The organism is Burkholderia sp. LAS2 (genome assembly GCF_018417615.1).
GTDB lineage: Bacteria > Pseudomonadota > Gammaproteobacteria > Burkholderiales > Burkholderiaceae > Burkholderia > Burkholderia sola.
Genome location: NZ_CP071053.1, coordinates 119,346 through 143,698, shown reverse-complemented (window position 1 = coordinate 143,698; position 24,353 = coordinate 119,346). Strand labels below are relative to the sequence as shown.

General features: G+C 69.6%; 19 protein-coding genes. 12 read left to right on the top strand and 7 right to left on the bottom strand.

Annotation, left to right across the window (positions count from 1 at the left end):
• Positions 1-5: 5 nt before the first annotated feature.
• Entirely contained in the window at positions 6-503 is a 498-nt protein-coding gene (locus JYG37_RS21020; protein WP_089489419.1) for a DUF3331 domain-containing protein, read from the top strand.
• Here JYG37_RS21020 and JYG37_RS21015 read toward each other — a convergent pair.
• Complete coding sequence (locus tag JYG37_RS21015) at positions 472-1,674, bottom strand: GNAT family N-acetyltransferase (protein ID WP_050012758.1); 1,203 nt, start codon at positions 1,672-1,674, stop codon at positions 472-474. The genes JYG37_RS21020 and JYG37_RS21015 overlap by 32 nt on opposite strands.
• 195 nt (positions 1,675-1,869) lie before the next feature.
• Between JYG37_RS21015 and pdxR the strand changes: the two genes are divergently transcribed.
• From pdxR to JYG37_RS20980, 7 genes are all read left to right on the top strand, one after another.
• Positions 1,870-3,348: a MocR-like pyridoxine biosynthesis transcription factor PdxR gene (pdxR, locus tag JYG37_RS21010; protein ID WP_050012757.1), complete on the top strand. Its 1,479-nt coding sequence runs from the start codon at positions 1,870-1,872 to the stop codon at positions 3,346-3,348.
• 42 nt (positions 3,349-3,390) lie between these two features.
• Entirely contained in the window at positions 3,391-3,792 is a 402-nt protein-coding gene (locus tag JYG37_RS21005; protein WP_239468975.1) for a hypothetical protein, read from the top strand.
• A gap of 368 nt (positions 3,793-4,160) precedes the next feature.
• Positions 4,161-5,006 (top strand): CPBP family intramembrane glutamic endopeptidase, encoded by an 846-nt coding sequence (locus tag JYG37_RS21000; RefSeq protein ID WP_050012756.1) that lies wholly within the window; start codon positions 4,161-4,163, stop codon positions 5,004-5,006.
• A gap of 44 nt (positions 5,007-5,050) precedes the next feature.
• On the top strand, positions 5,051-5,956 hold the full coding sequence (locus tag JYG37_RS20995; protein WP_050012755.1) for a hypothetical protein: 906 nt from the start codon (positions 5,051-5,053) through the stop codon (positions 5,954-5,956).
• A 348-nt stretch (positions 5,957-6,304) separates the two neighbouring features.
• Entirely contained in the window at positions 6,305-7,900 is a 1,596-nt protein-coding gene (locus JYG37_RS20990; RefSeq protein ID WP_179233170.1) for a trypsin-like peptidase domain-containing protein, read from the top strand.
• Between the two features lie 227 nt (positions 7,901-8,127).
• Positions 8,128-9,339, top strand: a complete 1,212-nt coding sequence (locus JYG37_RS20985; RefSeq protein WP_050012753.1) for an MFS transporter — start codon at positions 8,128-8,130, stop codon at positions 9,337-9,339.
• 126 nt (positions 9,340-9,465) lie between these two features.
• The gene (locus JYG37_RS20980) at positions 9,466-10,005 is read left to right on the top strand and encodes a DUF4303 domain-containing protein (protein WP_124639582.1); all 540 of its coding nucleotides are present in this window, start codon (positions 9,466-9,468) and stop codon (positions 10,003-10,005) included.
• A gap of 55 nt (positions 10,006-10,060) precedes the next feature.
• Here JYG37_RS20980 and JYG37_RS20975 read toward each other — a convergent pair whose 3' ends face one another.
• From JYG37_RS20975 to cobA, 6 genes are all read right to left on the bottom strand, one after another.
• Positions 10,061-10,759: a fumarylacetoacetate hydrolase family protein gene (locus JYG37_RS20975; RefSeq protein ID WP_050012751.1), complete on the bottom strand. Its 699-nt coding sequence runs from the start codon at positions 10,757-10,759 to the stop codon at positions 10,061-10,063.
• Between the two features lie 117 nt (positions 10,760-10,876).
• Positions 10,877-11,818 carry a helix-turn-helix transcriptional regulator gene (locus tag JYG37_RS20970; RefSeq protein WP_050012750.1) on the bottom strand — a complete coding sequence of 314 codons (942 nt, stop codon included), beginning with the start codon at positions 11,816-11,818 and terminating at the stop codon, positions 10,877-10,879.
• A 90-nt stretch (positions 11,819-11,908) separates the two neighbouring features.
• Complete coding sequence (locus tag JYG37_RS20965) at positions 11,909-12,508, bottom strand: uracil-DNA glycosylase family protein (protein ID WP_050012749.1); 600 nt, start codon at positions 12,506-12,508, stop codon at positions 11,909-11,911.
• A 134-nt stretch (positions 12,509-12,642) separates the two neighbouring features.
• Positions 12,643-13,695 (bottom strand): CmpA/NrtA family ABC transporter substrate-binding protein, encoded by a 1,053-nt coding sequence (locus tag JYG37_RS20960; protein WP_050012748.1) that lies wholly within the window; start codon positions 13,693-13,695, stop codon positions 12,643-12,645.
• A gap of 5 nt (positions 13,696-13,700) precedes the next feature.
• Positions 13,701-14,294: an ANTAR domain-containing response regulator gene (locus JYG37_RS20955; protein WP_050012747.1), complete on the bottom strand. Its 594-nt coding sequence runs from the start codon at positions 14,292-14,294 to the stop codon at positions 13,701-13,703.
• 120 nt (positions 14,295-14,414) lie between these two features.
• The gene (gene cobA, locus JYG37_RS20950; RefSeq protein WP_050012868.1) at positions 14,415-15,176 is read right to left on the bottom strand and encodes a uroporphyrinogen-III C-methyltransferase; all 762 of its coding nucleotides are present in this window, start codon (positions 15,174-15,176) and stop codon (positions 14,415-14,417) included.
• Between the two features lie 659 nt (positions 15,177-15,835).
• Here cobA and JYG37_RS20945 point away from each other — a divergent pair.
• Genes JYG37_RS20945 through JYG37_RS20930 form a run of 4 tightly spaced genes read left to right on the top strand, consistent with a single transcriptional unit; the run spans position 15,836 to position 24,352 of the window.
• Positions 15,836-17,161, top strand: coding sequence for an MFS transporter (locus JYG37_RS20945; RefSeq protein WP_050012746.1), 1,326 nt, complete (start codon positions 15,836-15,838; stop codon positions 17,159-17,161).
• Between the two features lie 21 nt (positions 17,162-17,182).
• On the top strand, positions 17,183-19,756 hold the full coding sequence (gene nirB, locus JYG37_RS20940; RefSeq protein ID WP_213346324.1) for a nitrite reductase large subunit NirB: 2,574 nt from the start codon (positions 17,183-17,185) through the stop codon (positions 19,754-19,756).
• Between the two features lie 38 nt (positions 19,757-19,794).
• A complete protein-coding gene (nirD, locus tag JYG37_RS20935) occupies positions 19,795-20,142 on the top strand; it encodes a nitrite reductase small subunit NirD (protein WP_050012744.1) in 348 nt (115 codons plus the stop codon).
• A gap of 16 nt (positions 20,143-20,158) precedes the next feature.
• On the top strand, positions 20,159-24,352 hold the full coding sequence (locus JYG37_RS20930) for a bifunctional nitrate reductase/sulfite reductase flavoprotein subunit alpha (protein ID WP_213346322.1): 4,194 nt from the start codon (positions 20,159-20,161) through the stop codon (positions 24,350-24,352).
• Position 24,353 lies beyond the last annotated feature (1 nt).

Here is a 24,353-nt window from a genome sequence, read left to right as displayed (position 1 = left end):
CAAGCATGCTCGACATCATGGAAAGCCTGATCTGCGAAGAAGACCGATCGTGCGATGTGCTCGCGTCCACGCTCGACGGAGACGATGCGCCGCCGTCGCGCGACGGCGTGGTCGCGCATCCGCTCGCGCCGATTCCGGCGCACGCGACGGCCGCGGCGTCGCCGTTGCGCCCGCAACTGTTCGTCACGGTACTGGAGGCGGGCGACGATGCACTGCTGGTGCGATGGGTCGAGAGCGGCCGCTGTCATTACGGCGAGCAGCGCTGGCGCCTGCGCGTCGCGTTGCAGCCCGGTCGCTGCGCGCTCTCGGGGCAGACGATCGAGCCGGGCGAGCCGGTGTTCCGGCCGGTGCGGCGGCCCGTGCCGGCCAATGGCGACGAGATGATCCACCCGGCAGCGGTGTCGGGTATGGACGGTTCGGCGTGTGATGGCGCGCCGGAGGACGGCGACGCACGCCGTCCGGGCGACGACGTTACTTCTTCAGATCGTGCCGGTACTGGATGAACCCGGCGTTGTTCGCGAGCTTGTCGTACAGCGCACGTGCGGTCGTGTTGGTTTCGTGCGTGAGCCAGTACACGCGGCTCGCGCCGGCTTCGCGGGCCCGTTCGTACACGGCCTCGATCAGCGCGCCGCCCGCGCCTTGCCCGCGCGCGTCGGGCGCCGTGTACAGGTCCTGCAGGTAGCAGTACGGCCCTTCCGTCCAGCACGAGCGGTGGTAGATCGCATGCACGATCCCGACCATCGCACCGGACGCGTCGAACGCGCCGAGCACGAACATCGGCTCGGCCGGGTCCATCAGGCGCGCCCAGGTCGTCGCGAACACCGCGCCGCTCAGCGCGGTGTCATAGAACGTCTGGTAACCCTGCCACAGCGGACGCCACGCGGCTTCGTCGGCGGCGACGAGCGGGCGCACCGTGACGCGCGTGGCGTCGTTTGCGCGGCTGGCCGCATCGCGCGCGGCGGCTTGCGCGTGGCGGATCGCGGTGAGCGACTGGCGCTGGTTGCCTTCGGCGTCGAAGTTATCCGGGGCGAGCCACGCGTCGAACGCGGCGCGGACGTCCGGCCATTCGCCGTCGATGATCGAGAACCACGCGGTGTCGCGATTGCGGCTGCGGTAGACGATCGCCTGCCGGAACGTGCCTTCGTAGCGGAAGCCGAGGCGCGCAGCCGCCTTGCGCGACGGCGCGTTCAGGTCGTCGCACTTCCATTCGTAGCGCCGGTAGCCGAGCGTGTCGAACGCATACTTCATCAGCAGGAACTGCGCTTCCGTCGACACCGGCGTGCGCTTGAGCAGTGGCGAGAACGTGACGGAGCCGACCTCGATCACGCCGTTGGCCGGATCGATGCGCATCAGCGCGAGCGTGCCGACCGCGCGGCCCGTGGCGCGATCGATCACCGTGTAGTGGAGCGGATCGGCGCTCGCCTGCGCGCCGCGCGCGTAGTCGCGGTAGCTGGACGCGTCGGCGTACGGGCCGTGCGCGAGATAGGTCCAGTCGCTGCCGTCGGGCGCTTGCGCGTAGGCGGCGTACAGGTCGGCCGCGTGGCGCTCGGCGTCGAGCGGTTCGAGTCGGCAGTAACGGCCTTCGAGCGCGATGCGCTCGGGGCGCGGACGCGCGGACCAGTCGGGAACGGGGTGGCCGATGGGCTGCTGGAAAGCGTTGGTGAGCGTGGGCAAGGTCGATCTCGCTTCGGTTGTCGGCCGGCGACATGCCGGCATGCAGACGATCGTAGTCCCGGCGAGGTACCATGAGAAGCGCCAGAGTATGGCAAATTTATGGTGCCATGAGCGGTGGCCGTCAGGCGTATGAGCGCTTACCGGTGCGCCACCGCCCATCCGTCCCGTTCCCGCCTTTCACGCTGCAATGTTCCGATGACGACTGCCTTTCCTTCCGCCGACGCGCCGTTGCTACCGCTCGATGCGCCGCTGGCGCGCGCGCCCGGCGCGCCTTCGCTGCAGCGCCAGTTGCTGCGCCGCGTGCGCGACGCGATTCTCGGCGGCGCGATGCCGGCCGGCACGCGGCTGCCCGGCACGCGCGCGCTGGCCGAAACGCTCGGCGTGTCGCGCAATACGACGGCCGCCGTGTACGAGCAGCTCGTCGCCGAAGGCTTCCTGCAGTCGGACCGTCGCGGCACGCGGGTCGTCGGGCTGTCGCGGCCCACGCCGCCGCGCCGGCGTGCGGCGCCGCCGGCCGTCGCGCAGCGGCTTGGCCGGATTCGCCCGAGCCTCGTCGGCACCGGCGAATCGGAGGGTTTCCGGCCGGGCGTGCCCGCGCTGTCGCATTTCCCGGTGGACGCGTGGCGGCACGCGATCGACCGCGCGTTGCGCCGCGCGGGCCGCGACCTGCTGGCGTACGGCGATCCGCTCGGCGAGCCCGCGTTGCGCGAATCGATCGCGCGCCATCTGGCCGTCACGCGCGGCGTGCGCTGCGACCCGGAGCAAATCGTGATCACCGAGGGCGCGCAGGGCGCGATCGCGCTGTGCGCGCAGTTGCTGACGAATCCGGGCGATACGGTGTGGGTCGAGGAGCCCGGCTATCGCGGCGCGCGCACCGCGATGCAGGCGGCGGACCTCGACGTCGTGCCGATGCCGGTCGACGCGGAAGGGCTGCGCGCGGAACCGGACGACTGGCGCGAGCGACCGCCGCGCCTCGTCTACACGACGCCGTCGAACCAGTTCCCGACCGGCGCCGTGCTGTCGATCTCGCGCCGGCTCGCGCTGATCGATGCGGCGCGCCGCCATCGCGCGTGGATCATCGAGGACGACTACGACAGCGAATTCCGTCACACCGGCGAGCCGATCGGCGCGATGCAGGGGCTCGCGTCCGATTCGCCGGTCGTCTATCTCGGTTCGTTCAGCAAGACGATGTTTCCGGCGCTGCGGATCGGCTTTCTCGTGCTGCCCGACACGTTGCTGGCCGCCGTGCGGCCGGCGCTGCCGGAGATGCTGCGCGGCGGGACGCGCCACGTGCAGCTCGCGCTGGCCGATTTCATCGAGACGGGCGAGTACGGCCGGCATCTCGGGCGGATGCGCCGGCTGTATCGCGACCGGCGGCGTTTGCTGCTCGCCGCGCTCGACAGCAGCCTGAGCGTGCCGCATCAGGTCGAGGGCGGCCCGTGCGGGCTGCATCTCGCGTTGCGGCTGCCGGCGCGTTATCGCGATCGCGCGATCGTCGAAGCGGCGCGCGCGCATGGCATCGGGCCGTTTCCGCTGTCGGGTTTCGCGATCGATGCGGCGCGGGCCGGCAACGGGCTCGTGCTCGGCTTCGGCAATACGTCGGCCGACGCGTTCGAGCCGATGTTGCGGATGGTGTCGACGATCGCGGAGCGGGTGGGCGCGGGTGGCGCGTGATGGTATGGTTTCGCGATTTCAACTGCTTGCTGCCCGATCGTGATGACGCTCCGCCCATCCCTGCTGTTCGCTGTCATTGCCTGCACGTCGTGGGCGACCGTCGCCGCTCACGCGCAACCGACGCGCGACGGCTTCGTCTGCGATACCGACAAGCATCACATCGTGATCGACCACGCGGCGGATCGCGCATTGCGCTACCGCGCATGGAACAAGCCGCATCCGGTCGACGGGAAGCCGGACGTCGACGTGCGCGGCGGCACGGAAACCACGGGCGGAACGAATCCGTGCGTGAGCACCGACTGGTCGTTCAAGCGCGGCAATATCACGTACGAGGTATCGGACAGCGCCGCCTGCACCGACGGCAAACCGCCGCGCGGCGCTTACGGGACGGTCTCGGTGACAATCAACAAGGAATTCGCCGCGCGTTACTGGTGCGTCAAGTAACCGGTGCTTTAAAACACCGAAAGGCTGCGCCGTCAGCAAAACATTCAATATTTTAAAAAATCGGCCGATATCCCGATATTGAAGTTTCCTGAACGCGCGACGTGAATCGAAAGTCTTGCTTTTTCGATCGTAAGGAATGGTCAATGGCGCTTGCCACGACACATGCCATGAGCGACGATTCTGCCCTGTGACAAGCGGTTACTTTTTCATGATGAATGGATAGTGGAGGACGAAGGCCGGCGCAAGTCGCGATGCGTCGCATCGGCCATGTGCTCCTATAAATAAAAATGCCGATCCGATGAGATCGGCCGCAGGCATCCGAGCGCGCAATCACCGCGTGTGCCGTCTGCGACATCGTACAGAGCCAGATGAAACCCGATTCAAGCCACTATTGCTTCCCGAATCTGCTGGAAGCGTTTTTTATCGTCGTCGTGCTGAACCTGGTCGAGTATTTGACGAACTCGATTATCTGGTCGCTCGGCCGCAACGCAGGGCTTCAGACGATGGCGATCGCCAGCATCGGAAGGGTGCTCGCGAACGGGCTCTTATTTACGGTGCTGCTTCATCACAGCAAATTGACCTACCGTAGCCTGCTGCACGACAGCGTGGATTCCTGGCGAACGACGATCAGGCGATTTCTCGTGCCCGTTTTGCTGATCACACCGGCATTGCTCGTGGCGATGAGCGTGCTTGAAGTCGGCGTCGGGCAGTTTTTCCCGTGGAGCGGAAGCCGGGAGGACGCCGACGAGGTTTATGCGAATGGCGGACTCGGCCTGATCGTATTGACCTGCGTGATTGCGCCGCTACTCGAAGAGATGTTGTTTCGCGGCGTGATGCTGCGCAGCTTCTTGCGACAGTACCCGGAGGGAACGGCTATCGCGCATTCGGCCGCCGTGTTCGGTCTCGCACACTTGAATGTGTATCAATTCGCGCTCGCATTCGGACTCGGTTTGTTGATCGGAAAGCTCTATGCGGCTACCCGATCGTTGTTGCCGGGAATGTTGATTCACGCCTGCTACAACACCGCGGTGGTCATCGTCGCACTGAAATCGCCGTTCGTCCTCACCAGGGAGAGCCTGCTCGAGATCTGGCCGACGTCCTGGTGGTTCGGCGCGCTCGCGTTGGGCGGCGTCGGCGCATGGGGGCTGGTCAAGTCGGTGGATGCGCTGCGAATGGCGCCCGCGCGTACGGCAAACGACAACGGCGCGAACTGAGCGCGCGTCATGATGGTTTCTACAACGAGAAAACGAGGTAAAGCATGCGGGGCAAGCAAGTCTGTCTGGTGGGTCTGGCGAGTACGGTGTTGATGCTGGCGGCGTGTGGCGGCGGCGATGACGGTGGCGCGGCCAAAACGGGCAGCAACGCATCGAACAACGATACGGCGGGAACGCCGACGGTCACGCCGCCCGCCACGCCGGCGCCGGGCGCGCCTGCCCAGCCGTCCGCACCCACGGCCTGCCGACCGAACGGCCGCTTCAGCTATTCGGGCGCGGCGTCGCCGGTTGCGGCGAACAACGGCCAACTGGCGGTGCTCGTAGTGCCGAATTTGCCGAGCGAGTGGGCGAAGAACCGCAACATGACGGCGGACAATGTGCCGGCGACGAGCCTGGTTCAGCAGGGAAGCGGCGCGTTTACGACGCTGGCGTCGTCGGCGGCGGCGACCGACTGCCTCGGGCTCGACCACGGGGCCGTGACCGAGATCCAGGGCGTCGGCACCGATGTGGCGATCGGCCGGTGGAATCGCGCGATGGACACCGACGGCAATACCTATACCGATGCGCAGGGCGTGCACTACGCGGTCGGCACGCCGCTGTCGTTGCCCGCCACGGGCGCTCCGCTTTCGTGTACGCAGGTAATCTCCGACACGGTGGCGAGCAACAACGGCGGCGCGGATGGGACGCTCGTTTCGGCTTCGGCCATGCTGGATCCGGTCACGCGCATGCTCACCACGCTGAACCTGTCGATCCAGCTCGGAAGTGCGCAACACGGGCTGACATATACGCAGGTGCCGTTGAACGGTGTGTTGAAGACCACCGGGCCCGCAACGATTCAATCGATCGTTGTCGGACATGACGCGGCCCAGCCGCTGGTCGCCGTCGGTTACACGGCTGCGTTGCCGAACACGCAAGGCGTCGGCGGGGTGGCGGTATTGTCGTGCCACTGAACGGAGCGGGTGCCGGCTCGTCGACGGATGCGGACCGATGACGGACCATCCGCGCTTCGCATGCTGTCTGTCGGTGATGCGCGACAGGCTGATGATTGCCCGCAGACCGTCACGCTGACGCCGGCACGCGCACCGCTGCGTGGTGGATATTCGGATTGACGAACCGCGCGCTTTGTTCGAAACGAACGCCGTCGCGGTTCCGCCGCCACGGCGCCTCCCGGCATACGGGTTTCGATTCGTGTGTTCCAACCGGCGCGTGCGCTATAAATGGTTGGGTGTACCGGTGCTTGTCGGGCGCCTGCGCGTCTCGCGCAGGGTAGCGTCGCGGCTGCCGGGGGAGGTGGCACCGTGGTTTGCCAGACGCTTGCTCGCGCCGTGCTTCGCACCGCGTTGATCGGGGGCGTGTTTGCCGGATGTTGGCCGCCGCCCGCCGCCGTTGCCGGCACCCTCGCACCGCACGCCGCACCACCGGCGATGAAGGTGCGGCCGCCCGCCGCGCCTTACGCGATGCCGGTCGATTTCCCGGCGATCGTCGAGCGCTACGGCCCGGCGGTCGTGACCATCGTGGCCGCCACACCCGATCCGCAAACCGGCGGGCCGGCCTTTGCCGCCCTCGATCCCGACGATCCGCTCGCCGCGTTCTTCCGGCACGGTGCGGCGCCGCCCGCACAGGCGGCGCCGGCGTCCGATACGCCGCGTGCGGTGTCCGGCAGCGGCTCGGGCTTCATCGTCAGCGCCGACGGCCTGATTCTCACGTCCGCCCACGTGGTCGACGAGGTGACCGACGTGACGGTGCGGCTCACCGACCGCCGCGAATTCAAGGGGACGGTGCTGGCCGTCGATCCGCAAAGCGACGTCGCCGTGCTGCGCGTCGACGCGACGAAGCTGCCGTTCGTGCGCGTCGGCGATTCGTCGAAGGTCCGCGCGGGAGAACCGGTGATGACGATCGGCGCGCCGGACGGATCGGGCAACACGGTCACGGCCGGCATCGTCAGCGCGACGTCGCGCCGGTTGCCGGACGGCAGCGCGTTTCCGTTCTTCGAGACCGACATCGCACCGAACCCGGACAACTCGGGCGGTCCCGTGTTCAATCGCGCGGGCGACGTGATCGGCATCGCGGTGCAGGTCTATACGGGCACCGATCGCTACGCAAGCACGACGTTCGCCATCCCGATCGCATTCGCGGCAAGGATGCGCGCCCAGTTGCGCGCGCAACAGCAGGCGCAGATGCAGACGCAACAGCAGGCGCAGCAGGCCCAGGCGCCTGCGCCGTCGGGCAATGCGCTGGGCGCGGACGTGCAGGACGTCGGCGTCGGGCTGGCCGCGGCGTTCGGGCTGCCGCGTCCGGCAGGCGCGCTCGTCAACGGCGTCGCGCCCGGCTCGCCGGCCGCCGCGGCGGGCCTGAAGCCCGGCGACGTGATCGTGAAGATGGGCGACAAGACCATCGGTCGCTCGGCGGAACTGGACGACCTGGCCGCCGCGCTGTTGCCCGGCGCAAAGGCGCCGCTGCGCGTGATCCGCAACCGTGCGCCGGTGAAGCTGACGATCACCGGCGCCGACGACGCGGGCATGAGCGCGGCCGCAACGGTCGGCATGGCCGCACCTAAGTCCGCTGGACGGCCGGGGCCGGGGCCGGCCGCCGGCGAGCCCGGCGACGGCGGTGCCAGCGGTGACCGCGGCGATCGCCTCGGGCTGACGATGCACGCGCTGAGCGACGCCGAGCGTCGGTCGACGGGGCTCGCGATCGGGATGATGGTGGACGCGGTGCACGGCCCGGCCGCGCGCGCAGGCATCCTGCCCGGCGACGTCGTGCTGGAACTCAACGACACGCTGCTGGAGACGCCGGACGACGTGCAGACGCTCGAAGCGAGCGGCGGCAGCGTGATCGCCGTGCTGATCCAGCGCAACAACGCGCGGAAGTTCGTCTCGGTGCGCGTGCGGTAGGGCGTTGACGCGGCTGCTAGCGTCCGCCTAACATCGTCCGGTATCGCTGGCGGTCCGCCACGCATTCAGGAGCCACTCGGCATGAAAACGGCTTGCTTCATCGTAGTAGTCCACAGGCGCAGGGTCCGGTAGCGGCACCGCGCCGGCACCCATGCGCCCCCGACTCGTTCGGGGGCTTTTTTTGTGTTGCGCACGGCCGTGCGGCCCGTGCGCGGGAGGGCATCCGCTTGTCATCGAACCTGTCGACCGCTTCCGATCCGGCGTCGCCGCGACACGCAACGTTGATCCTGTTGTGCGCGTTGTCGGTGCTGCCGCTGAGCCTGTTCCTGCCGTCGCTGCCGGCGATCGTGCGCGACCTGCACACCGACTATGCGCTCGTCGCGCTGTCGCTCGGTGGTTATGCGGCGGTGGCCGCGTCGCTCGAATGCGTGACGGGGCCGCTGTCCGACCGGTTCGGGCGGCGGCCGATCGTGCTGACGAGCGTCGCGATATTCGCGCTCGGTTCGCTCGGCTGCGCGATGGCGACCGATATTCGCGTGTTTCTCGGCTGCCGGCTGATGCAGGCGGCGATCACGTCGGTCTATCCGGTGTCGATGGCGGCGATCCGCGATACCGGCGGCGGGGCGCGCGCGGCGAGCCGGATCGGCTATGCGGCGATGGCCGCCGCGTTCGCGCCGATGCTCGGCCCGACGCTCGGCGGCGTGCTCGATCAGACGGTCGGGTGGCGCGCGAGCTTCTGGCTGCTCGGCGCGGTCGGCAGCGCGCTGTTCGGCTGGTGCGCGTTCGATCTCGTCGAAACCCATACGCGCCGGCCGTCGAGCTTCGCGCAGCAGCTTCGTGCGTATCCGGCGCTGCTGCGTGCGCGCCGTTTCTGGGCCTATGCGCTGTGCATGGCGTTTTCGACGGGCACGTTCTATGCATTCCTGGCCGGCGCGCCGCTCGCCGCGAAAACGCTGTTCGGCATCGCGCCGGCGGAGATCGGCTTCTACATGGGGACGATCACGGCCGGTTTCGTGGGTGGCAGCTTGCTGGCCGCGCGGGTCGCGCGCCGCTACGCGCTGGCCACGACGATCCTGTGCGGGCGGGTCGCGGCGTGTGCGGGTCCGCTGACCGGCCTCGCGCTCGTGTCCGGCGGCGCGACGCACGCGCTCGCATGGTTCGGTCCGTGCGTGCTGGTCGGCATCGGCAACGGGCTGAGCAATCCAGGCGCCCATGCGGGCGCGGTGTCGGTGCGCCCGGAGCTGGCAGGCAGCGCGTCGGGGCTGGCCGGCGCGATGACGATCGGCGGCGGCGCCGCGCTGTCGTCGCTGACAGGCGCGCTGCTGACCCCGCGCAATGCCGGCTACCTGCCGCTCGCGATGATGCTGCTGTCGGCGGCGATCGCGCTGGCGGCCGCCGTGTGCGTGCGGGCGTTCGACGGGCAGGACGCCGGGCGGTGAGCGCGGGTGCGCCCCGGTACCGGCGCGCGGCCGAATGACGGACAATCCGCCGCATGCCGGGAGACGACGCATGATCCGCGCGCCGCGTGTCCCGGCGAGCGCAAAGGGCGACTGGACGAGGATGCGATGAGCGACTTTTCTGATTTCCAGCGGGACATTGCCGACGCCGCGAGGGCGACCTTCAGGGCGCTGCGGGCGTTGCACCCGGACGAGCATTTCTATGCGTTTGCGCTGTACACCGACAGCGGCGCGATGACGGTGGTGCCGGCCGCCAATTCTGTCGAAGGGCTGCGCCGAATCCGCGCGCAACAGGCGGTGGCGGACGACGATCCGTGGTTCGTGTGGGGCGTGTCCGAATGGGCGTACGCGGCGGCCGAGGCGTCGCCGTTCAACGCGATCTGCGGCAGGCTCGCCGACGAAGTGCTGAGCCCGCAGTTCGTCCAATCGCGCTTCAGCGAATTTTCCCGGCAACTGCACGTCGACATGATCTCGGCATTGCGGCTGCTCGATCGCGACGGCGTGTTCGGCACGGGCGACGACAGGGCGGCCATCACGCTGTTCGTGTCGATCAGCGACGACGACGCGGCCGAGGCGCTGGAAAACGCATCGGCGAAAGCGCTGAATCCGCCCGCCGTCGCCGACGCGTTCCTGCGCCGCTACGACTGACCGGCATCAGAATCTCGTACGGCGGCCCGGGCACGCGGCCGCCGCGCATGTCGCGTTACGGCTTCGCGCCGACCACGAATTCGAACGTCGCGATGCCGTCGACGCCGCCCGTCACGCGATCGCCCGGCTGCAGCGCGCCGACGCCGGCCGGCGTGCCGGTGAAGATCAGGTCGCCGGCCTTCAGCTCGACCGAGCGCGACACGTACGCGATGACGTCGGGCACGGGCCAGATCATGTCGGCGAGGTCGCCTTGCTGGCGCGTGTCGCCGTTGACCGCGAGCCAGATGCGGCCGGTCGCCGGGTGGCCGGTGGCCGTCGCCGCGCGCAGCGCGGTCACCGGGCCCGATGCGTCGAAACCCTTCGCCCAGTCCCACGGCCGGCTCAGCTTCTTCGCTTCGGCCTGCAGGTCGCGGCGCGTGAGGTCGACGCCGACGCCGTAGCCCCACACGTGCGACAGCGCGTCGGCCGGGTCGATCGACCGGCCGTCCTTGCCGATCGCGACGACCAGCTCGATTTCATGGTGGAGGTCGTTCGTCAGCGGCGGATAGGCGACCGTGCCGCTGGCCGGGACGATCGCGTCGGCCGGCTTCGTGAAGAAGAACGGCGGTTCGCGGTCGGGGTCGGCGCCCATTTCGCGGGCGTGGTCGGCGTAGTTGCGGCCGACGCAGAAGACGCGGCGCACCGGAAAGCGCGCGGACGACTGTTCGACTTCGACGGAAGGACGCTCAGCGGCGTCGATGACATAGGCGGACATCGGATTGGCCTCGTTCGGTAGGAAGACGGACGACCGGCGCGTCGGCCGGCATGCGTGCAACGATACCCGACGCGCGTGCGCGCGGATGCGACGCAACTGCGTTTTACCGGGACAAAACTACGCGTCGGCGGCCGGCTGCGCGTCGTCGGCGGCGGGCAGCGCGGCGTTCGCGTCGCGGTACGCCTTCGGCGACACGCCGACCCGCGCACGAAAGCGCCGTGCGAAATAGCCTTCGTCGCGAAAGCCGACCGAGCGTGCGATGTCCGCGATGCGCCGGCTGGTATGGGCCAGCAGCGACTGCGCGAGCGCGATCCGGCGCTCGGTCACGAGATCGGTGAAGGTGCTGCCGGTTTCCTTGCGCACCAGGTGCGCGAGGTAGTTCGGCGACAGAAACGCGGCTTCGGCGGTCGCGGCGAGCGTCAGGTCCTCCCGGGTCAGGTTCGCCCGCACGTGGCGCAGCACGCGGGCCAGTGCGTCGCGCCGGCCGGCGCGCTGGGCGCCGCGTTGCGCGAGCTTGTCGAGCGCGCCCGCGTACTGCGTGCAGACGAGCCCGATCAGTTGCAGCAGGTAGCCGCGCAGCAACGTGGTCGAGCCGAACGTGCGCACGCGATCGGCGTCGAGCATGCACAGCGCGAGGCGGCGCGCTTCGTCGTACGTATCGCCGGTCAGGATGAAATCGACGTGCTCCTGGAAGCGGAACGGCGTCAGCTCGGGGAAGCGGTGCGCGGGCACGTCCTCGAGATCGAGCGGATCGACGTCGAGATCGGCGCGCAGGAACGCCTGGCTGAAGTTGATCACGATGAAATGCGCGCCTTCCGGGTGCGGAATCAGGTGCTCGCGGTGCGGCAGCACGAACGCGAGCGCGCCGCGCGGAAACGGTCGCGTGACGCCGCCGATGCGCTGCTCGGTGTCGCCGCCGAGATTGAACTGGATCTGGAAATACGCGTGCCGGTGCGGCTCGGTGATCGCCTGGCGCGACGCCTGGTCGCGGATGTAGAAATCGAGCCGGTCGCTGCGTTCGGGCATCCCGTACAGGCGCGGCGGGGCGGTGGAGGGCATGAAGGATTGTGCTGTTCGTGACGCGGTGGAGCCGCGATGGTACAGCGAACCGGGCGCGACGGGGACGGGCGCGGCCCCGCGCCTACCTGGTCAGCCCGTCGCGAGCGGCGCGACCCGGCGCCGCAGTTCGGGCACGACGTCGGCGTCGAACCACGGATGGCGCTTGAACCATGCCTGGTTGCGCGGCGACGGATGCGGCAGCGGCAGGATCGCGGGGCCGTAGTCGCGCCACGCATGCACGGTGTCGGTCAGCGTCGCCTTGCGCGCGCCGCGCAGGAAATGCCGCTGCGCGTACTGGCCGATCAGCAGCGTGAGCCGGATCGACGGCAGTTCGGCCAGCAGCCGGTCGATCCACAGCGGCGCGCATTCGGGGCGCGGCGGGTTGTCGCCGCTCGCGCCGCGGCCCGGGTAGCAGAAGCCCATCGGCACGATCGCGAAGCGCGTCTCGTCGTAGAAGGTGTCGGCGTCGACGCCGAGCCAGTCGCGCAGCCGCATGCCGCTCGCGTCGTCCCACGGGATGCCGCTCGCATGGACGCGCGCGCCCGGCGCCTGCCCGACGATCAGGATGCGTGCGTCGCGATGCGCGCGCACGACCGGGCGCGGGCCGAGCGGCAGGTCGGCTTCGCATGCACGGCACGCGCGGATTTCGGTGAGCAGCACGTCGAGCGGCGCGCGCGTTGGTTTCGGCATTGATTCGGAGCGGGGATGAGGTGGCAACGCGGTGTCGCCCGAGCGGCACGAGCGGCCGGCGGTCGGCGGCCGGGCCCCCTCCGGGGCGCCGGCGGGTACCGGCTGCACTGCGCGGTGCGCGCTACGGCTACGCGCTACGCCAGCGACAGACCCGCCGCGCCGCCTTCGGCGACCGCAGCATCATACAACGCGGTCTGCGCGATCGCCGCGGCGATGCCCGCGTCGTCGTGCGAGCCGTCGAGCATGCCCCAGCGCCGGTATTGCGACAGGAACCACTGGCCCTCGCGCGGGTCGGGCCGGTTCACCGCGCCGCCGTCGTGAAAGCGGATCGGCAGCGGCGGCGTCGCAAACGGCCCCGCGCCGTAGTCGCCGAGCAGGCGCGGCGCGATCAGCCGGGCCGGCACGCCCAGCGCGTCGGGCGACGCGAGCCAGTCGGCCGCCTCGCGGCGGTGCGCGGCGCTGTCGAGCCACGCGCATGCGTCGACGAGCGTGCGGACCAGCGCACGTGAGGCGGCCGGATACAGTGCGACGAAATCGCGCCGGGTCGCGAGCACCTTCTCCGGGTGATCGGGCCAGATCTCGCTCGTGACGGCGACGGTGCGGCCTGCGCCGCACGCTTCGGCCACCGCGTGCCACGGCTCGCCCGCGCAGAAGCCGTCGAGCTCGCCGCCCGCGAGTGCCGCGACCATCTCGGGCGGCGGAATCACGACGCTGCGCACGTCGCGCAGCGGATCGACGCCGTGCGACGCGAGCCATGCGTTCAGCCACATCGCGTGCGTGCCGGTCGGGAAAGTTTGCGCGAGCAGCGGCTTGCGGCCGAGCGTCGCGAACGCGGCGCGCACGCTGCCGGTCTCACGGTAAGCGTCGGCGAGGCCGCGCGACAACGTGATCGCCTGGCCGTTGCGGTTCAGCACCATCAGCGCGGCCATGTCGGCCTGCGGGCCGCCGATGCCGAGCTGCAGCCCGCAGACGAGCCCATACAGCGCATGCGCGGCGTCGAGCTCGCCGCTGAGCAGCTTGTCGCGCACGGCCGCCCACGACGGCTGGCGGCTTAATTCGAGCGTGAGGCCATGACGCGCACCGAGGTTCAGGCGTTGCGCGACGATCAGCGGGGCCGCGTCGCTGAGCGCGACGAACCCGAGGCGAAGATGCGCGCGTTCCGGCGCGGCGGGAGGAGAGGTATTCATTGGACTCATGACTGGGGTGACGCGTCGAGCAATTGTCGCGCGACGTCGACGATGCGCAGGCCCTGATCCATCGCGCGCTTGCGCAGCGCCGCATAGGCGTCGTGTTCGGACAGCTTGCGCTGGTCCATCAGCACGCGTTTCGCGCGGTCGATCAGCTTGCGCTCCTCGAGTTCGCGCTCGACGTCGGCCAGCCGGCGGCGCAGCGCGTCGTCGTGCGAGAAGCGCGCGAGCGCGACTTCGAGAATCGGCGCGAGGCGCTCGGCCGACAACCCTTCGACGAGATATGCGCTGACGCCCGCGCCGACCGCCGCGCGGATCAGTTCCTGGTCGGCGTCGTGGCTGAACATCAGCACGGGGCGCGGCGCGGTTGCATGCATGACCGCGAGTTGCTCGAGCGTGTCGCGCGACGGCGAATCGGTATCGATGATCACGACGTCGGGGCGTTGCTCCTCGACGGCCGCCGGCAGGCGCGCGGGCGTCGCGACGTCGTTCAGCATCTCGTAGCCGAGGCGCGCGAGCGCGTCGCCGAGTTCGCCGATCGGCTTGTCGGTATCGGTGACGAGCAGCACGCGCAGGCGGGCGGGGGCGGACGAACTCATGAGGCGGGCAACAGGAGCAGTGATGCGTCGGTGCAACCGGCGAGCGATGCAGGCAGGCCGCACGCGCGGCCGGCGCGAAAGGAAACGGGGAGCGGCTGAGGCCGCGCGATGCCGCGCATGTCAGGCGGCCCGCGCAAGCGCCGCGTCGGCTGCCGCGTCCGCGTCCTGCGCGGCCGCTTCGCCGATCGCGCCGCCGACGAGGATCACGGCCGGGCTGCCGAGCCGCGCGGCTTCGACGCCGCGCGCGAGCGTGCCCAGCGTGCCGGTCCAGCGGCGCTCGTCGGGCGTGCCGGCCCATTGCACGGCTGCCGCCGGCGTCGACGCGGGGAGCGCGGCGAGCAGGCCGGCCGCGATGCTGTCGACGCGGCTCATCCCCATGTAGATCGCGAGCGTGGTGCCGGTCGCCGCGAGCCGTGCCCAGTCGGGTTCGCCATGGTCCTGGCGGTGCGCGGTGACGAACGTGACGCCCTGGCAGTGCTCGCGGTGCGTGAGCGAGATGCCGAGGCTCGCGGCGGCGGCGAATCCCGACGAGATGCCGTTGACGATCTCGACCGGAATCGCGGCCGCGCGCAGCGTCGCGAGTTCTTCGCCGGCGCGCCCGAACAGCAGCGCGTCGCCGCCCTTCACGCGCACCACGTGCGCGCCGCGCAGCGCGTAGCGACGCATCAGCTTCTCGATGAACGCCTGCGGCGTGGAGCGGCAGCCGCCGCGCTTGCCGACGCGGATCACGCGCGCCTGCGGCGCGAGTCCGACAATGCCGGGCGCGACGAGATCGTCGAGCAGCAGCACGTCGGCGGCGGCCAGCGCCTTTACCGCCTTCAGCGTGAGGAGATCGGGGTCGCCGGGGCCGGCGCCCAGCAGCGTGACTTTGCCTGTCGTCATTGTCGTATTCCTGTGCCGCATCGCATCGCTGCGGCGGTCTGATGTCGCGTTGTTGCGCGGCGGCGGCGGGCGGTCAAAACGCACCGGCATCCGGCCGTGCCGTGCACGGGGGGACGCCGTTGTCCTGTCGGACCCGCCGTGAAGGGCGGGCAGGGTTTTGCGGGGACTGCCCACCGGCGCCGTTGCCGGTGATGCATAGCGTTCAGCAATATCCGGGCCAACCGACGCAACGCGCGGTCAGCGCATGCCGCGATGCACTGCGCGATGGCCGCACGCGTGCATGCGCATGCCTCACATAGGCCGTCGCCATGTCGCATCGGTGTGCATCGTGCGCCGTCCGCGCGCACCGCGATGTCGCACGGCGACAGTGCTGCAGCGCACCACATCTGTGCCTCGGTGCATCGCGACGGAGAGCGCGCGATGCGTCGCCTCGCGTCGCGTGCTGTCCGGCAAGCCTTGTGCGACGAGGCTTTCGGCCGGATTCGTGCCGATATGGCACGGCGTTTGCGTAAGCTGGTTCGGGCGGATCAACGGCGATTCGCCCGCAGTACCGAATACTGACGCGCCCGGCAACGGGCTTCATGGGCAACGGCGTCCTACGCATCGGGTCTCGACGAGACCGGGTGCGCAGGACGCCGTTTTTCGTTTGGGCGGACGACATGACCGACAAAGCTACCCGTATCGATCTCTTCAGCCTCCGCACCGCGCCGATGCGCGCGTTCCATCTGACGTGGATGGCGTTCTTCGTATGCTTCTTCGCGTGGTTCGCGTGCGCGCCGCTGATGCCGCTGATCGCGCGCGAATTCCATCTCACGGCGGCGCAAGTCGCGAACATCAACATCGCCGCGGTCGCCGCGACGATCGCCGTGCGGCTGCTGGTCGGCCCGATGTGCGACCGCTTCGGCCCGCGCCGCGTGTATGCCGGGCTGCTGCTGCTCGGCGCGATTCCCGTGTTCGCCGTGTCGTTCACGCACGACTACCTGTGGTTCCTGATCTGCCGGCTCGGCATCGGCGCGATCGGCGCGGGCTTCGTGATCACGCAGTACCACACGTCGGTGATGTTCGCGCCGAACGTGGTCGGCACCGCGAACGCGACGACGGCCGGCTGGGGCAATGCCGGCGCGGGCGCGACGCAGGCGCTGATGCCGCTGCTCGTCGCCGCGGGCCTGATGCTCGGCTTCGGCGAGGATTCGTCGTGGCGCATCGCGCTGGTCGTGCCGGGCGTGGCGATGCTCGTGATGGCGTGGGCGTACTGGCGCTTCACGCAGGACTGCCCGCAAGGCGATTTCGTCGCGCTGCGCAAGCAGGGCGTAACGATCGACAGCGGCAAGAAGGGCGGCTGGGCGAGCTTCTTCGCGGCCTGCGGCAACTACCGCGTGTGGATGCTGTTCGTCACGTACGGCGCGTGCTTCGGCGTCGAGGTGTTCATCCACAACATCGCCGCGCTGTACTACGTCGATCACTTCAAGCTGTCGCTGAAGGACGCCGGCTTCGCGGTCGGGATGTTCGGGCTGCTCGCGCTGTTCGCCCGCGCGCTCGGCGGCTGGCTGTCCGACAAGATCGCCGCACGCCGCAGTCTCGACGTGCGCGCGACGCTGCTGTGCGCGCTGATCATCGGCGAAGGGCTCGGGCTGATCTGGTTCTCGCATGCCCAAGGCATCGGCATCGCGCTCGTCGCGATGCTCACCTTCGGCCTCTTCACGCACATGGCGTGCGGCGCGACCTACGCGCTGGTGCCGTTCATCGACCGCAAGGCGCTCGGCGGCGTCGCGGGCATCGTCGGCGCGGGCGGCAACGTCGGCGCGGTCGCCGCGGCTTTCCTGCTGAAGGGCGTCGGCGACGTGCAGCACACGTTGAGCCTGCTCGGCCTTGCCGTGACAGCGACCGCGTTGTGCGCGATGGCCGTGCGCTTCAGCGAAGAACACAAGGCGCGCGAAGCCGAGCTGCGCGATCGCGCGCTGGCCGCCGCGAGCGCCGCGAACTGATCGACCGAAGGAACCGCCATCATGAAACTCATCGTCATCGGCCACGGCATGGTCGGCCACAAGCTCCTCGAATGCGTCGCGGCGCAAGCCGGCGTGGCCGGCGCGCTGCAGGCCACCGTGCTCGGCGAGGAGCCGCGCCCGGCCTACGATCGCGTGCATCTGTCGGAATTCTTCGCCGGCAAGTCGGCGGACGAGCTGTCGCTCGTCGAACCCGGCTTCTTCGCGCGCCATCCGCAATTCGACCTGCGCCTGAACGCGCAAGTCGCATCGATCGACCGCGCCGCGCATACGGTCACGCTCGCGTCGGGCGAAACGCTCGCGTACGACAAGCTGGTGCTCGCCACCGGCTCGCGTCCGTTCGTGCCGCCGGTGCCGGGCCGCGATCGCGCGGGCTGCTTCGTGTACCGGACGATCGAGGATCTCGAAGCGATGCAGGCGTGCGGCGCGCACGCGAAGCGCGGCGTCGTGATCGGCGGCGGGCTGCTCGGCCTCGAATGCGCGAAGGCGCTGCGCGACATGGGGCTTGAAACGCACGTCGTCGAATTCGCGCCGCGCCTGATGGCCGTGCAGGTCGACGACGGCGGCGGCCGGATGCTGCGCGCAAAGATCGAGGCGCTCGGCGTGACCGTGCATACCGGCAAGAACACGCTCGAAATCGTCGACGGCGACGAAGGCGCGCACCGGATGGCGTTCGCCGACGGCTCGCATCTCGACACCGACATGATCGTGTTCTCGGCCGGCATCCGTCCCCGGGACGAACTGGCCCGCGCGTGCGGGCTCGAGATCGGCCCGCGCGGCGGCATCGCGATCGACGACGCGTGCCGCACGAGCGACGCCGACATCTATGCGATCGGCGAATGCGCGGCCTGGAACGGCATGGTGTACGGCCTCGTCGCGCCCGGCTACGACATGGCGCGCGTGGTCGCGAAGCAGCTCGCGGGCGACGCGGACGAAGCGGCGGACGCCGCGTTCGCCGGCGCCGACATGAGCACCAAGCTGAAGCTGATGGGCGTCGACGTCGCGAGCATCGGCGACGCGCACGGCACGACGGCCGGTAGCCGCACCTACCAGTACGCGGACGAGCGCCGCCAGGTCTACAAGAAGCTCGTGGTGTCCGACTGCGGCAAGTTCCTGCACGGCGCGGTGATGGTCGGCGATGCGGCCGAGTACGGCACGCTGCTGCAGATGATGCTGAACCGCATCGAGTTGCCCGAGTCGCCGGAATTCCTGATCCTGCCGTCGTCGGACGGCGCGGCGAAGCCGGCGATCGGCGTCGATGCGCTGCCGGAAGGCGCGCAGATCTGCTCATGCAACAACGTGTCGAAGTCGCAGATCTGCGCGGCCGTCGCAGACGGCGCGACGAGCCTCGGCGCGCTGAAGACGTGCACGGGCGCCGGCACGTCGTGCGGCGGCTGCGTGCCGCTCGTCACGCAGATCATGAAGGCCGAGATGAAGAAGCAGGGCCTCGCGGTCAACAACCATCTGTGCGAGCACTTCCCGTATTCGCGCCAGGAGCTGTTCCACCTGATCCGCGTCGAGCGCATCACGACGTTCGACGCATTGCTGCACAAGCACGGCCGCGGGCTCGGCTGCGACGTGTGCAAGCCGGCCGTCGCGGGCATCCTCGCGTCGTGCTTCAACGAGTTCGTGCTGAAGAAGGAGCACGCAGGCCTGCAGGATTCGAACGACTACTACCTCGCGAACATCCAGCGCGACGGCACGTATTCGGTCGTGCCGCGCATGCCGGGCGGCGAAGTCACGCCGGAAGGGCTGATCGCGGTCGGCCAGGTCGCGAAAAAATATGGCCTCTACACGAAGATCACCGGCGGCCAGCGCGTCGACCTGTTCGGCGCGCGCGTCGAGCAACTGCCGTCGATCTGGGAGGAACTGATCGCGGCCGGCTTCGAATCGGGGCACGCGTACGGCAAGGCGCTGCGCACGGTGAAGTCGTGCGTCGGGTCGACGTGGTGCCGCTACGGCGTCGACGATTCGGTCGGCCTCGCGATCGACCTGGAAAATCGCTACAAGGGGCTGCGCGCGCCGCACAAGATCAAGTTCGGCGTGTCCGGCTGCACGCGCGAGTGCGCGGAAGCGCAGGGCAAGGACGTCGGCATCATCGCGACCGAGAAGGGCTGGAACCTGTACGTGTGCGGCAACGGCGGGATGAAGCCGCGCCACGCGGAACTGCTCGCGTCCGATCTCGATCGCGACACGCTGATCCGCTATATCGACCGCTTCCTGATGTTCTACGTGCGCACGGCGGACCGGCTGCAACGCACCAGCGTGTGGCGCGACAACCTCGAAGGCGGCCTCGATTATCTGGCCGACGTCGTCGTGCACGACAAGCTCGGGATCGCGGCCGAGCTCGAAGCCGACATGCAGCACGTGGTCGACACCTACGAGTGCGAATGGAAGCGCGCCGTCACCGATCCCGACACGCGCAAGCGCTTCCGCCACTTCGTGAACAGCGACGCGCCGGATACGACCATCGAGTTCGTCGAGACGCGCGGCCAGATCCGGCCCGCGACGCCCGGCGAGCGCGGGGGCGGCAAGCCCGTGTCGATTCCCGTCGTCGCCGAACCCGCAACCGTTTGACTCTGACCGACACCAGCGTCTTTTCCAAGGAGCTCATCATGAACGATCGTCTTCCGCTGTCCTGGACCCGCGTGTGCCCGCTCGACGACATCGTGCCGAACACCGGCGTATGCGCGCTCGTCAACGGCGAGCAGGTCGCCGTGTTTCACGTCGCGCATGCCGAGGAAGGCGGCGTGTTCGCGATCGACAACGTCGATCCCGTGTCGCAGGCCGCCGTGATGTCGCGCGGGCTGATCGGCAGCCTCGGCGAGCGCGTCGTCGTTGCATCGCCGTTGTACAAGCAGCACTTCGACCTGCGCACCGGCGAATGCCTGGAAGCGCCCGAGAAATCGGTGAGCGCGTATCCGTCGCGGGTCGAGGACGGCTTCGTATGGATTGCGGCCTGAGCGCCCCGGAGCACGCATGACCGCCACCCCCGTCAAGAGCGTGTGCCCGTACTGCGGCGTCGGCTGCGGGATGGTGCTGCACGTCGAGGATGGCGAAGTCGTCAAGGTGTCCGGCGACGCCGACCATCCGACCAACTTCGGGCGGCTGTGCACGAAGGGTTCGTCCGCGCACGTCGCGCTGCGCCGCTCGGGGCGGCTCGACCGTGCGTTCGTGCGCCGCGCCCGCGAGGACGACCTCGTGCCGCTGCCGGCGCGCGACGCGATCGCCGAGACCGCGCGGCGGCTGCGGGCGGTGCTCGATACGCACGGGCCCGATGCGCTGTCGTTCTACGTGTCGGGGCAGATGTCGATCGAGGCGCAATACCTCGTCAACAAGCTCGCGAAGGGCTTCGTCGGCACCAACAACATCGAGTCGAATTCGCGGCTGTGCATGGCGAGCGCGAGCACCGGCTACAAGCAGTCGCTCGGCGCGGACGGCCCGCCCGGGTCGTACGAGGATTTCGATCGCGCGAACCTGTTCTTCGTGATCGGCGCGAACATGGCCGACTGTCATCCGATCCTGTTCCTGCGGATGATGGATCGCGTGAAGGCCGGCGCGAAGCTGATCGTCGTCGATCCGCGCCGCACCGGCACCGCCGACAAGGCCGACCTGTTCCTGCAGATCCGGCCAGGCACCGATCTCGCGCTGACCAACGGGCTCTTGCATCTGCTGCATGCGAACGGGCGCACCGACGCCGAGTTCATCGATACGTACACCGAAGGCTGGGACGCGATGCCCGCGTTCCTCGCCGACTACACGCCCGAGCGCGTCGCCGAGATCACGGGGCTCGCGGAAGCCGACATCCGCACGGCCGCGCAATGGATCGGCGACGCGCAGGAATGGATGAGCTGCTGGACGATGGGGCTCAACCAGAGCACGCACGGCGTGTGGAACACCAACGCGATCTGCAACCTGCATCTCGCGACCGGCGCGATCTGCCGCCCGGGCAGCGGGCCGTTCTCGCTGACCGGCCAGCCGAACGCGATGGGGGGACGCGAGATGGGCTACATGGGGCCGGGGCTGCCGGGCCAGCGCTCGGTGGCATCCGATGACGACCGCCGCTTCGTCGAGAACCTGTGGCACGTGCCGGCCGGCACGCTGCGCAAGGACACCGGCAACGGCACGATCGACCTGTTCGAGCGGATGGCGGCCGGCGACATCAAGGCATGCTGGATCGTCTGCACGAACCCGGTCGCGACCGTGCCGAACCGGCGCAACGTGATCGCCGGGCTGCAAGCCGCGGAACTCGTGATCGCGCAGGACGCGTTCCTCGACACCGAGACCAACCGCTACGCGGACATCCTGCTGCCCGGCGCGCTGTGGGCGGAGGGCGACGGCGTGATGATCAATTCGGAGCGCAACATGACGCTGATGCGCGCGGCGGTCGCGCCGCCCGGCGACGCGCTGCCCGACTGGCGCATCATCGCGGAAGTCGCGCGCGCGATGGGCTTCGGCGATGCGTTCGACTATGCGTCGGCGGCCGACGTGTTCGACGAGATCGTCCGTTTCTCGAATCCGGCGACCGGCTACGACCTGCGCGGCGCGAGCCACGCGGCGCTGCGCGACGGGCCCGTACAGTGGCCGGTCGCGCCGGGCGCCGCGCGCGAGCGGCACCCGATCCGCTACCTGAACGACGGCGTGAACCAGGCGCTGCGCCCGGCAGCCGGCGGCAACGACGCGCCGCGCCTCGCGTTCCCGACGCCGTCGGGCAAGGCGCGCTTCTTCGCGCGGCCGCACGTCGATCCGGCCGAGCTGCCCGACGACACGTTCCCGATCGTGCTGAACACCGGGCGGCTGCAGCATCAGTGGCACACGATGACGAAGACGGGCAAGGTCGCGATGCTGAACAAGCTCAACCCGCGCCCGTTCGTCGAACTGCACCCGGACGATGCGAGCGCGCTCGGCATCGCCGCGAAGGACAGCGTCGAGATCCGTTCGGCGCGCGGCCGCGCGGTGCTGCCGGCCGTCGTGACCGACCGCGTGCGGCGCGGCAACTGCTTCGCGCCGATGCACTGGAACGACGTGTACGGCGACGACCTGTGCATTAACGCGGTGACGAACGACGCGATCGACGCGGAATCGCAGCAACCCGAACTGAAATACTGCGCGGTCGCGCTGACGCGCGTCGACACGGACGCGTTCGCGTCGACCGCCGACGACACGGCGCGCACCGACGCACGCGAGGACGATGCACCGCCCGCGTCCGTGCCCGCGATAGCGCCGATCACGGCCTCACAGGAATCCGACATGGCAGACATCGACACTTTCGCGGCCGCGCTCGGCGTCGCCGATTTCGCGCCGCCGCCGCTGACCGACACCGAGCGGCTGTACGTGGCCGGCCTCGTCAGCGGGTTGAAGGCGAGCGCCGGCCGTCGCGAAGGCAGCGTGCCCGTGCTGCCGGCCGGCGCGCCGTTGACGCCGCCCGTGCGGTTCTGGCTCGACGGCATGCTCGCGGGGCTGTTCAGCCGCTCGCTACCCGCGCACGCCGCGGAGCGTGCCGCGCCCGCGCTGCCGCCCGACGCTGCGGCGGCCGGCGGCGTGCGCATCGTGCGCCCGCGCCCGAAGGTCACGTTGTTGTGGGCGTCGCAGACCGGCAACATCGAATCGTTGACCGACGATTACGCGACCAAGCTGATGAACGCGGGCTTCGAGATCCGCACCGCGTGCATGTCCGACTATCCGGTCGCGTCGCTGGCCGGCGCGCAATACGTGCTGCTGATGACGAGCACGTTCGGCGACGGCGATGCGCCCGACAACGGCAGCGAGTTCTGGGACGCGTTGCAGGGCGGCAGCGCCGCGCGCCTCGACGGCGTGCATTTCGCGGTGCTCGCGTTCGGCGACCGCAACTACGACCAGTTCTGCGGCCACGGCCGCCGGCTCGACGCGCGGCTCGCGGAACTCGGCGCGGCGCGCCTGTGTGCGCGCGTCGATTGCGACGTCGAATTCCAGCACGATGCCGATCAATGGCTCGAGCGCGTCGTCGCGCGGATCAAGGAGGCCGATGCCGCGCTGCACGCGGTGCCGGCCGGTGGATTGAGCCCGTCGGGGCTGCTGCCGACGAAAGCGCATCCGGCGCCGTCGAAACTCGTCGCGAACCTGCGGCTGAACCGGCCGGGCGCCGCGAAGGACACGCGCTACGTGTCGCTGTCGACCCAGGGCGCGAACCTCGAATACGAAACCGGCGATGCGCTCGGCGTGTGGCCGACCAACTGCCCGGAGCTGGTCGACGAACTGCTGTCCGTCACCGCGCTGAAGGCCGATGCACCCGTGTCGGTGCCGGGCGTCGGCGATATCCGGCTCGGCGACGCGCTCGCGCGCCACTTCGACATCACGCGCCCGCATCCGGACACGCTGGCCTTCATCGCGTCGCGCAGCGCGAACGGCGCGCTGAAGTCGCTGCTCGGCGACGATCGCAAGGCCGACCTCAAGCAATGGTTGTGGGGGCAACAGCTTGCGGACGTGCTGCACGAATACCCGGTCGAGCTGTCGGGCGCGGAGCTGGTCGGCATGCTCAAGCGCATGCAGCCGCGCCTGTATTCGATCGCGTCGAGCCCGAGCGCGCACGCGGGCGAGATTCACCTGACCGTGTCTGCCGTGCGCTATCACAACGGCCGGCGCGCGCGCAAAGGCGTCGCGTCGACGTTCCTCGCCGATCGCGCGGACGACAGCCGCGTGCCCGTGTTCGTGCAGAAGTCCGCGCATTTCCGGCCGCCGGTGAACGGCGACGTGCCGATCGTGATGGTTGGTCCCGGCACCGGCGTCGCGCCGTTCCGCGGCTTCCTGCACGAGCGGCAGGCGCGCGGCGCGCGCGGGCGCAACTGGCTGTTCTTCGGCGAGCAGCACGCGCAGACCGACTTCTACTACGGCGACGAGCTGAGCGCGATGCGCGACAGCGGGTTCCTCACGCGGCTCGATCTCGCGTTCTCGCGCGACCAGGCCGACAAGGTCTACGTGCAGGACCGGATGCGCGAGCAGGGCGCCGAGCTGTTCGCATGGCTGGAGGAAGGCGCGCACTTCTACGTGTGCGGCGACGCCGCGCGGATGGCGAAGGACGTCGATACGGCGCTGAAGGCGATCGTCGCCACGCACGGCGGCATGTCGGACGAAGCCGCGAACGACTACGTCGCGCGGCTTTCGAAGGCACGGCGCTATATGCGGGACGTGTATTGAC

What these genes read in the sequence shown, in the direction of transcription:
- JYG37_RS21020 (WP_089489419.1), top strand. Translation starts at nt 6, where the DNA reads ATGCTCGACATCATGGAAAGCCTGATCTGCGAAGAAGACCGATCGTGC.
- pdxR (WP_050012757.1), top strand. Translation starts at nt 1,870, where the DNA reads ATGACGACTGCCTTTCCTTCCGCCGACGCGCCGTTGCTACCGCTCGAT.
- JYG37_RS21005 (WP_239468975.1), top strand. Translation starts at nt 3,391, where the DNA reads ATGACGCTCCGCCCATCCCTGCTGTTCGCTGTCATTGCCTGCACGTCG.
- JYG37_RS21000 (WP_050012756.1), top strand. Translation starts at nt 4,161, where the DNA reads ATGAAACCCGATTCAAGCCACTATTGCTTCCCGAATCTGCTGGAAGCG.
- JYG37_RS20995 (WP_050012755.1), top strand. Translation starts at nt 5,051, where the DNA reads ATGCGGGGCAAGCAAGTCTGTCTGGTGGGTCTGGCGAGTACGGTGTTG.
- JYG37_RS20980 (WP_124639582.1), top strand. Translation starts at nt 9,466, where the DNA reads ATGAGCGACTTTTCTGATTTCCAGCGGGACATTGCCGACGCCGCGAGG.
- JYG37_RS20975 (WP_050012751.1), bottom strand. Translation starts at nt 10,759, where the DNA reads ATGTCCGCCTATGTCATCGACGCCGCTGAGCGTCCTTCCGTCGAAGTC.
- JYG37_RS20970 (WP_050012750.1), bottom strand. Translation starts at nt 11,818, where the DNA reads ATGCCCTCCACCGCCCCGCCGCGCCTGTACGGGATGCCCGAACGCAGC.
- JYG37_RS20965 (WP_050012749.1), bottom strand. Translation starts at nt 12,508, where the DNA reads ATGCCGAAACCAACGCGCGCGCCGCTCGACGTGCTGCTCACCGAAATC.
- JYG37_RS20960 (WP_050012748.1), bottom strand. Translation starts at nt 13,695, where the DNA reads ATGAATACCTCTCCTCCCGCCGCGCCGGAACGCGCGCATCTTCGCCTC.
- JYG37_RS20955 (WP_050012747.1), bottom strand. Translation starts at nt 14,294, where the DNA reads ATGAGTTCGTCCGCCCCCGCCCGCCTGCGCGTGCTGCTCGTCACCGAT.
- cobA (WP_050012868.1), bottom strand. Translation starts at nt 15,176, where the DNA reads ATGACGACAGGCAAAGTCACGCTGCTGGGCGCCGGCCCCGGCGACCCC.
- JYG37_RS20945 (WP_050012746.1), top strand. Translation starts at nt 15,836, where the DNA reads ATGACCGACAAAGCTACCCGTATCGATCTCTTCAGCCTCCGCACCGCG.
- nirB (WP_213346324.1), top strand. Translation starts at nt 17,183, where the DNA reads ATGAAACTCATCGTCATCGGCCACGGCATGGTCGGCCACAAGCTCCTC.
- nirD (WP_050012744.1), top strand. Translation starts at nt 19,795, where the DNA reads ATGAACGATCGTCTTCCGCTGTCCTGGACCCGCGTGTGCCCGCTCGAC.
- JYG37_RS20930 (WP_213346322.1), top strand. Translation starts at nt 20,159, where the DNA reads ATGACCGCCACCCCCGTCAAGAGCGTGTGCCCGTACTGCGGCGTCGGC.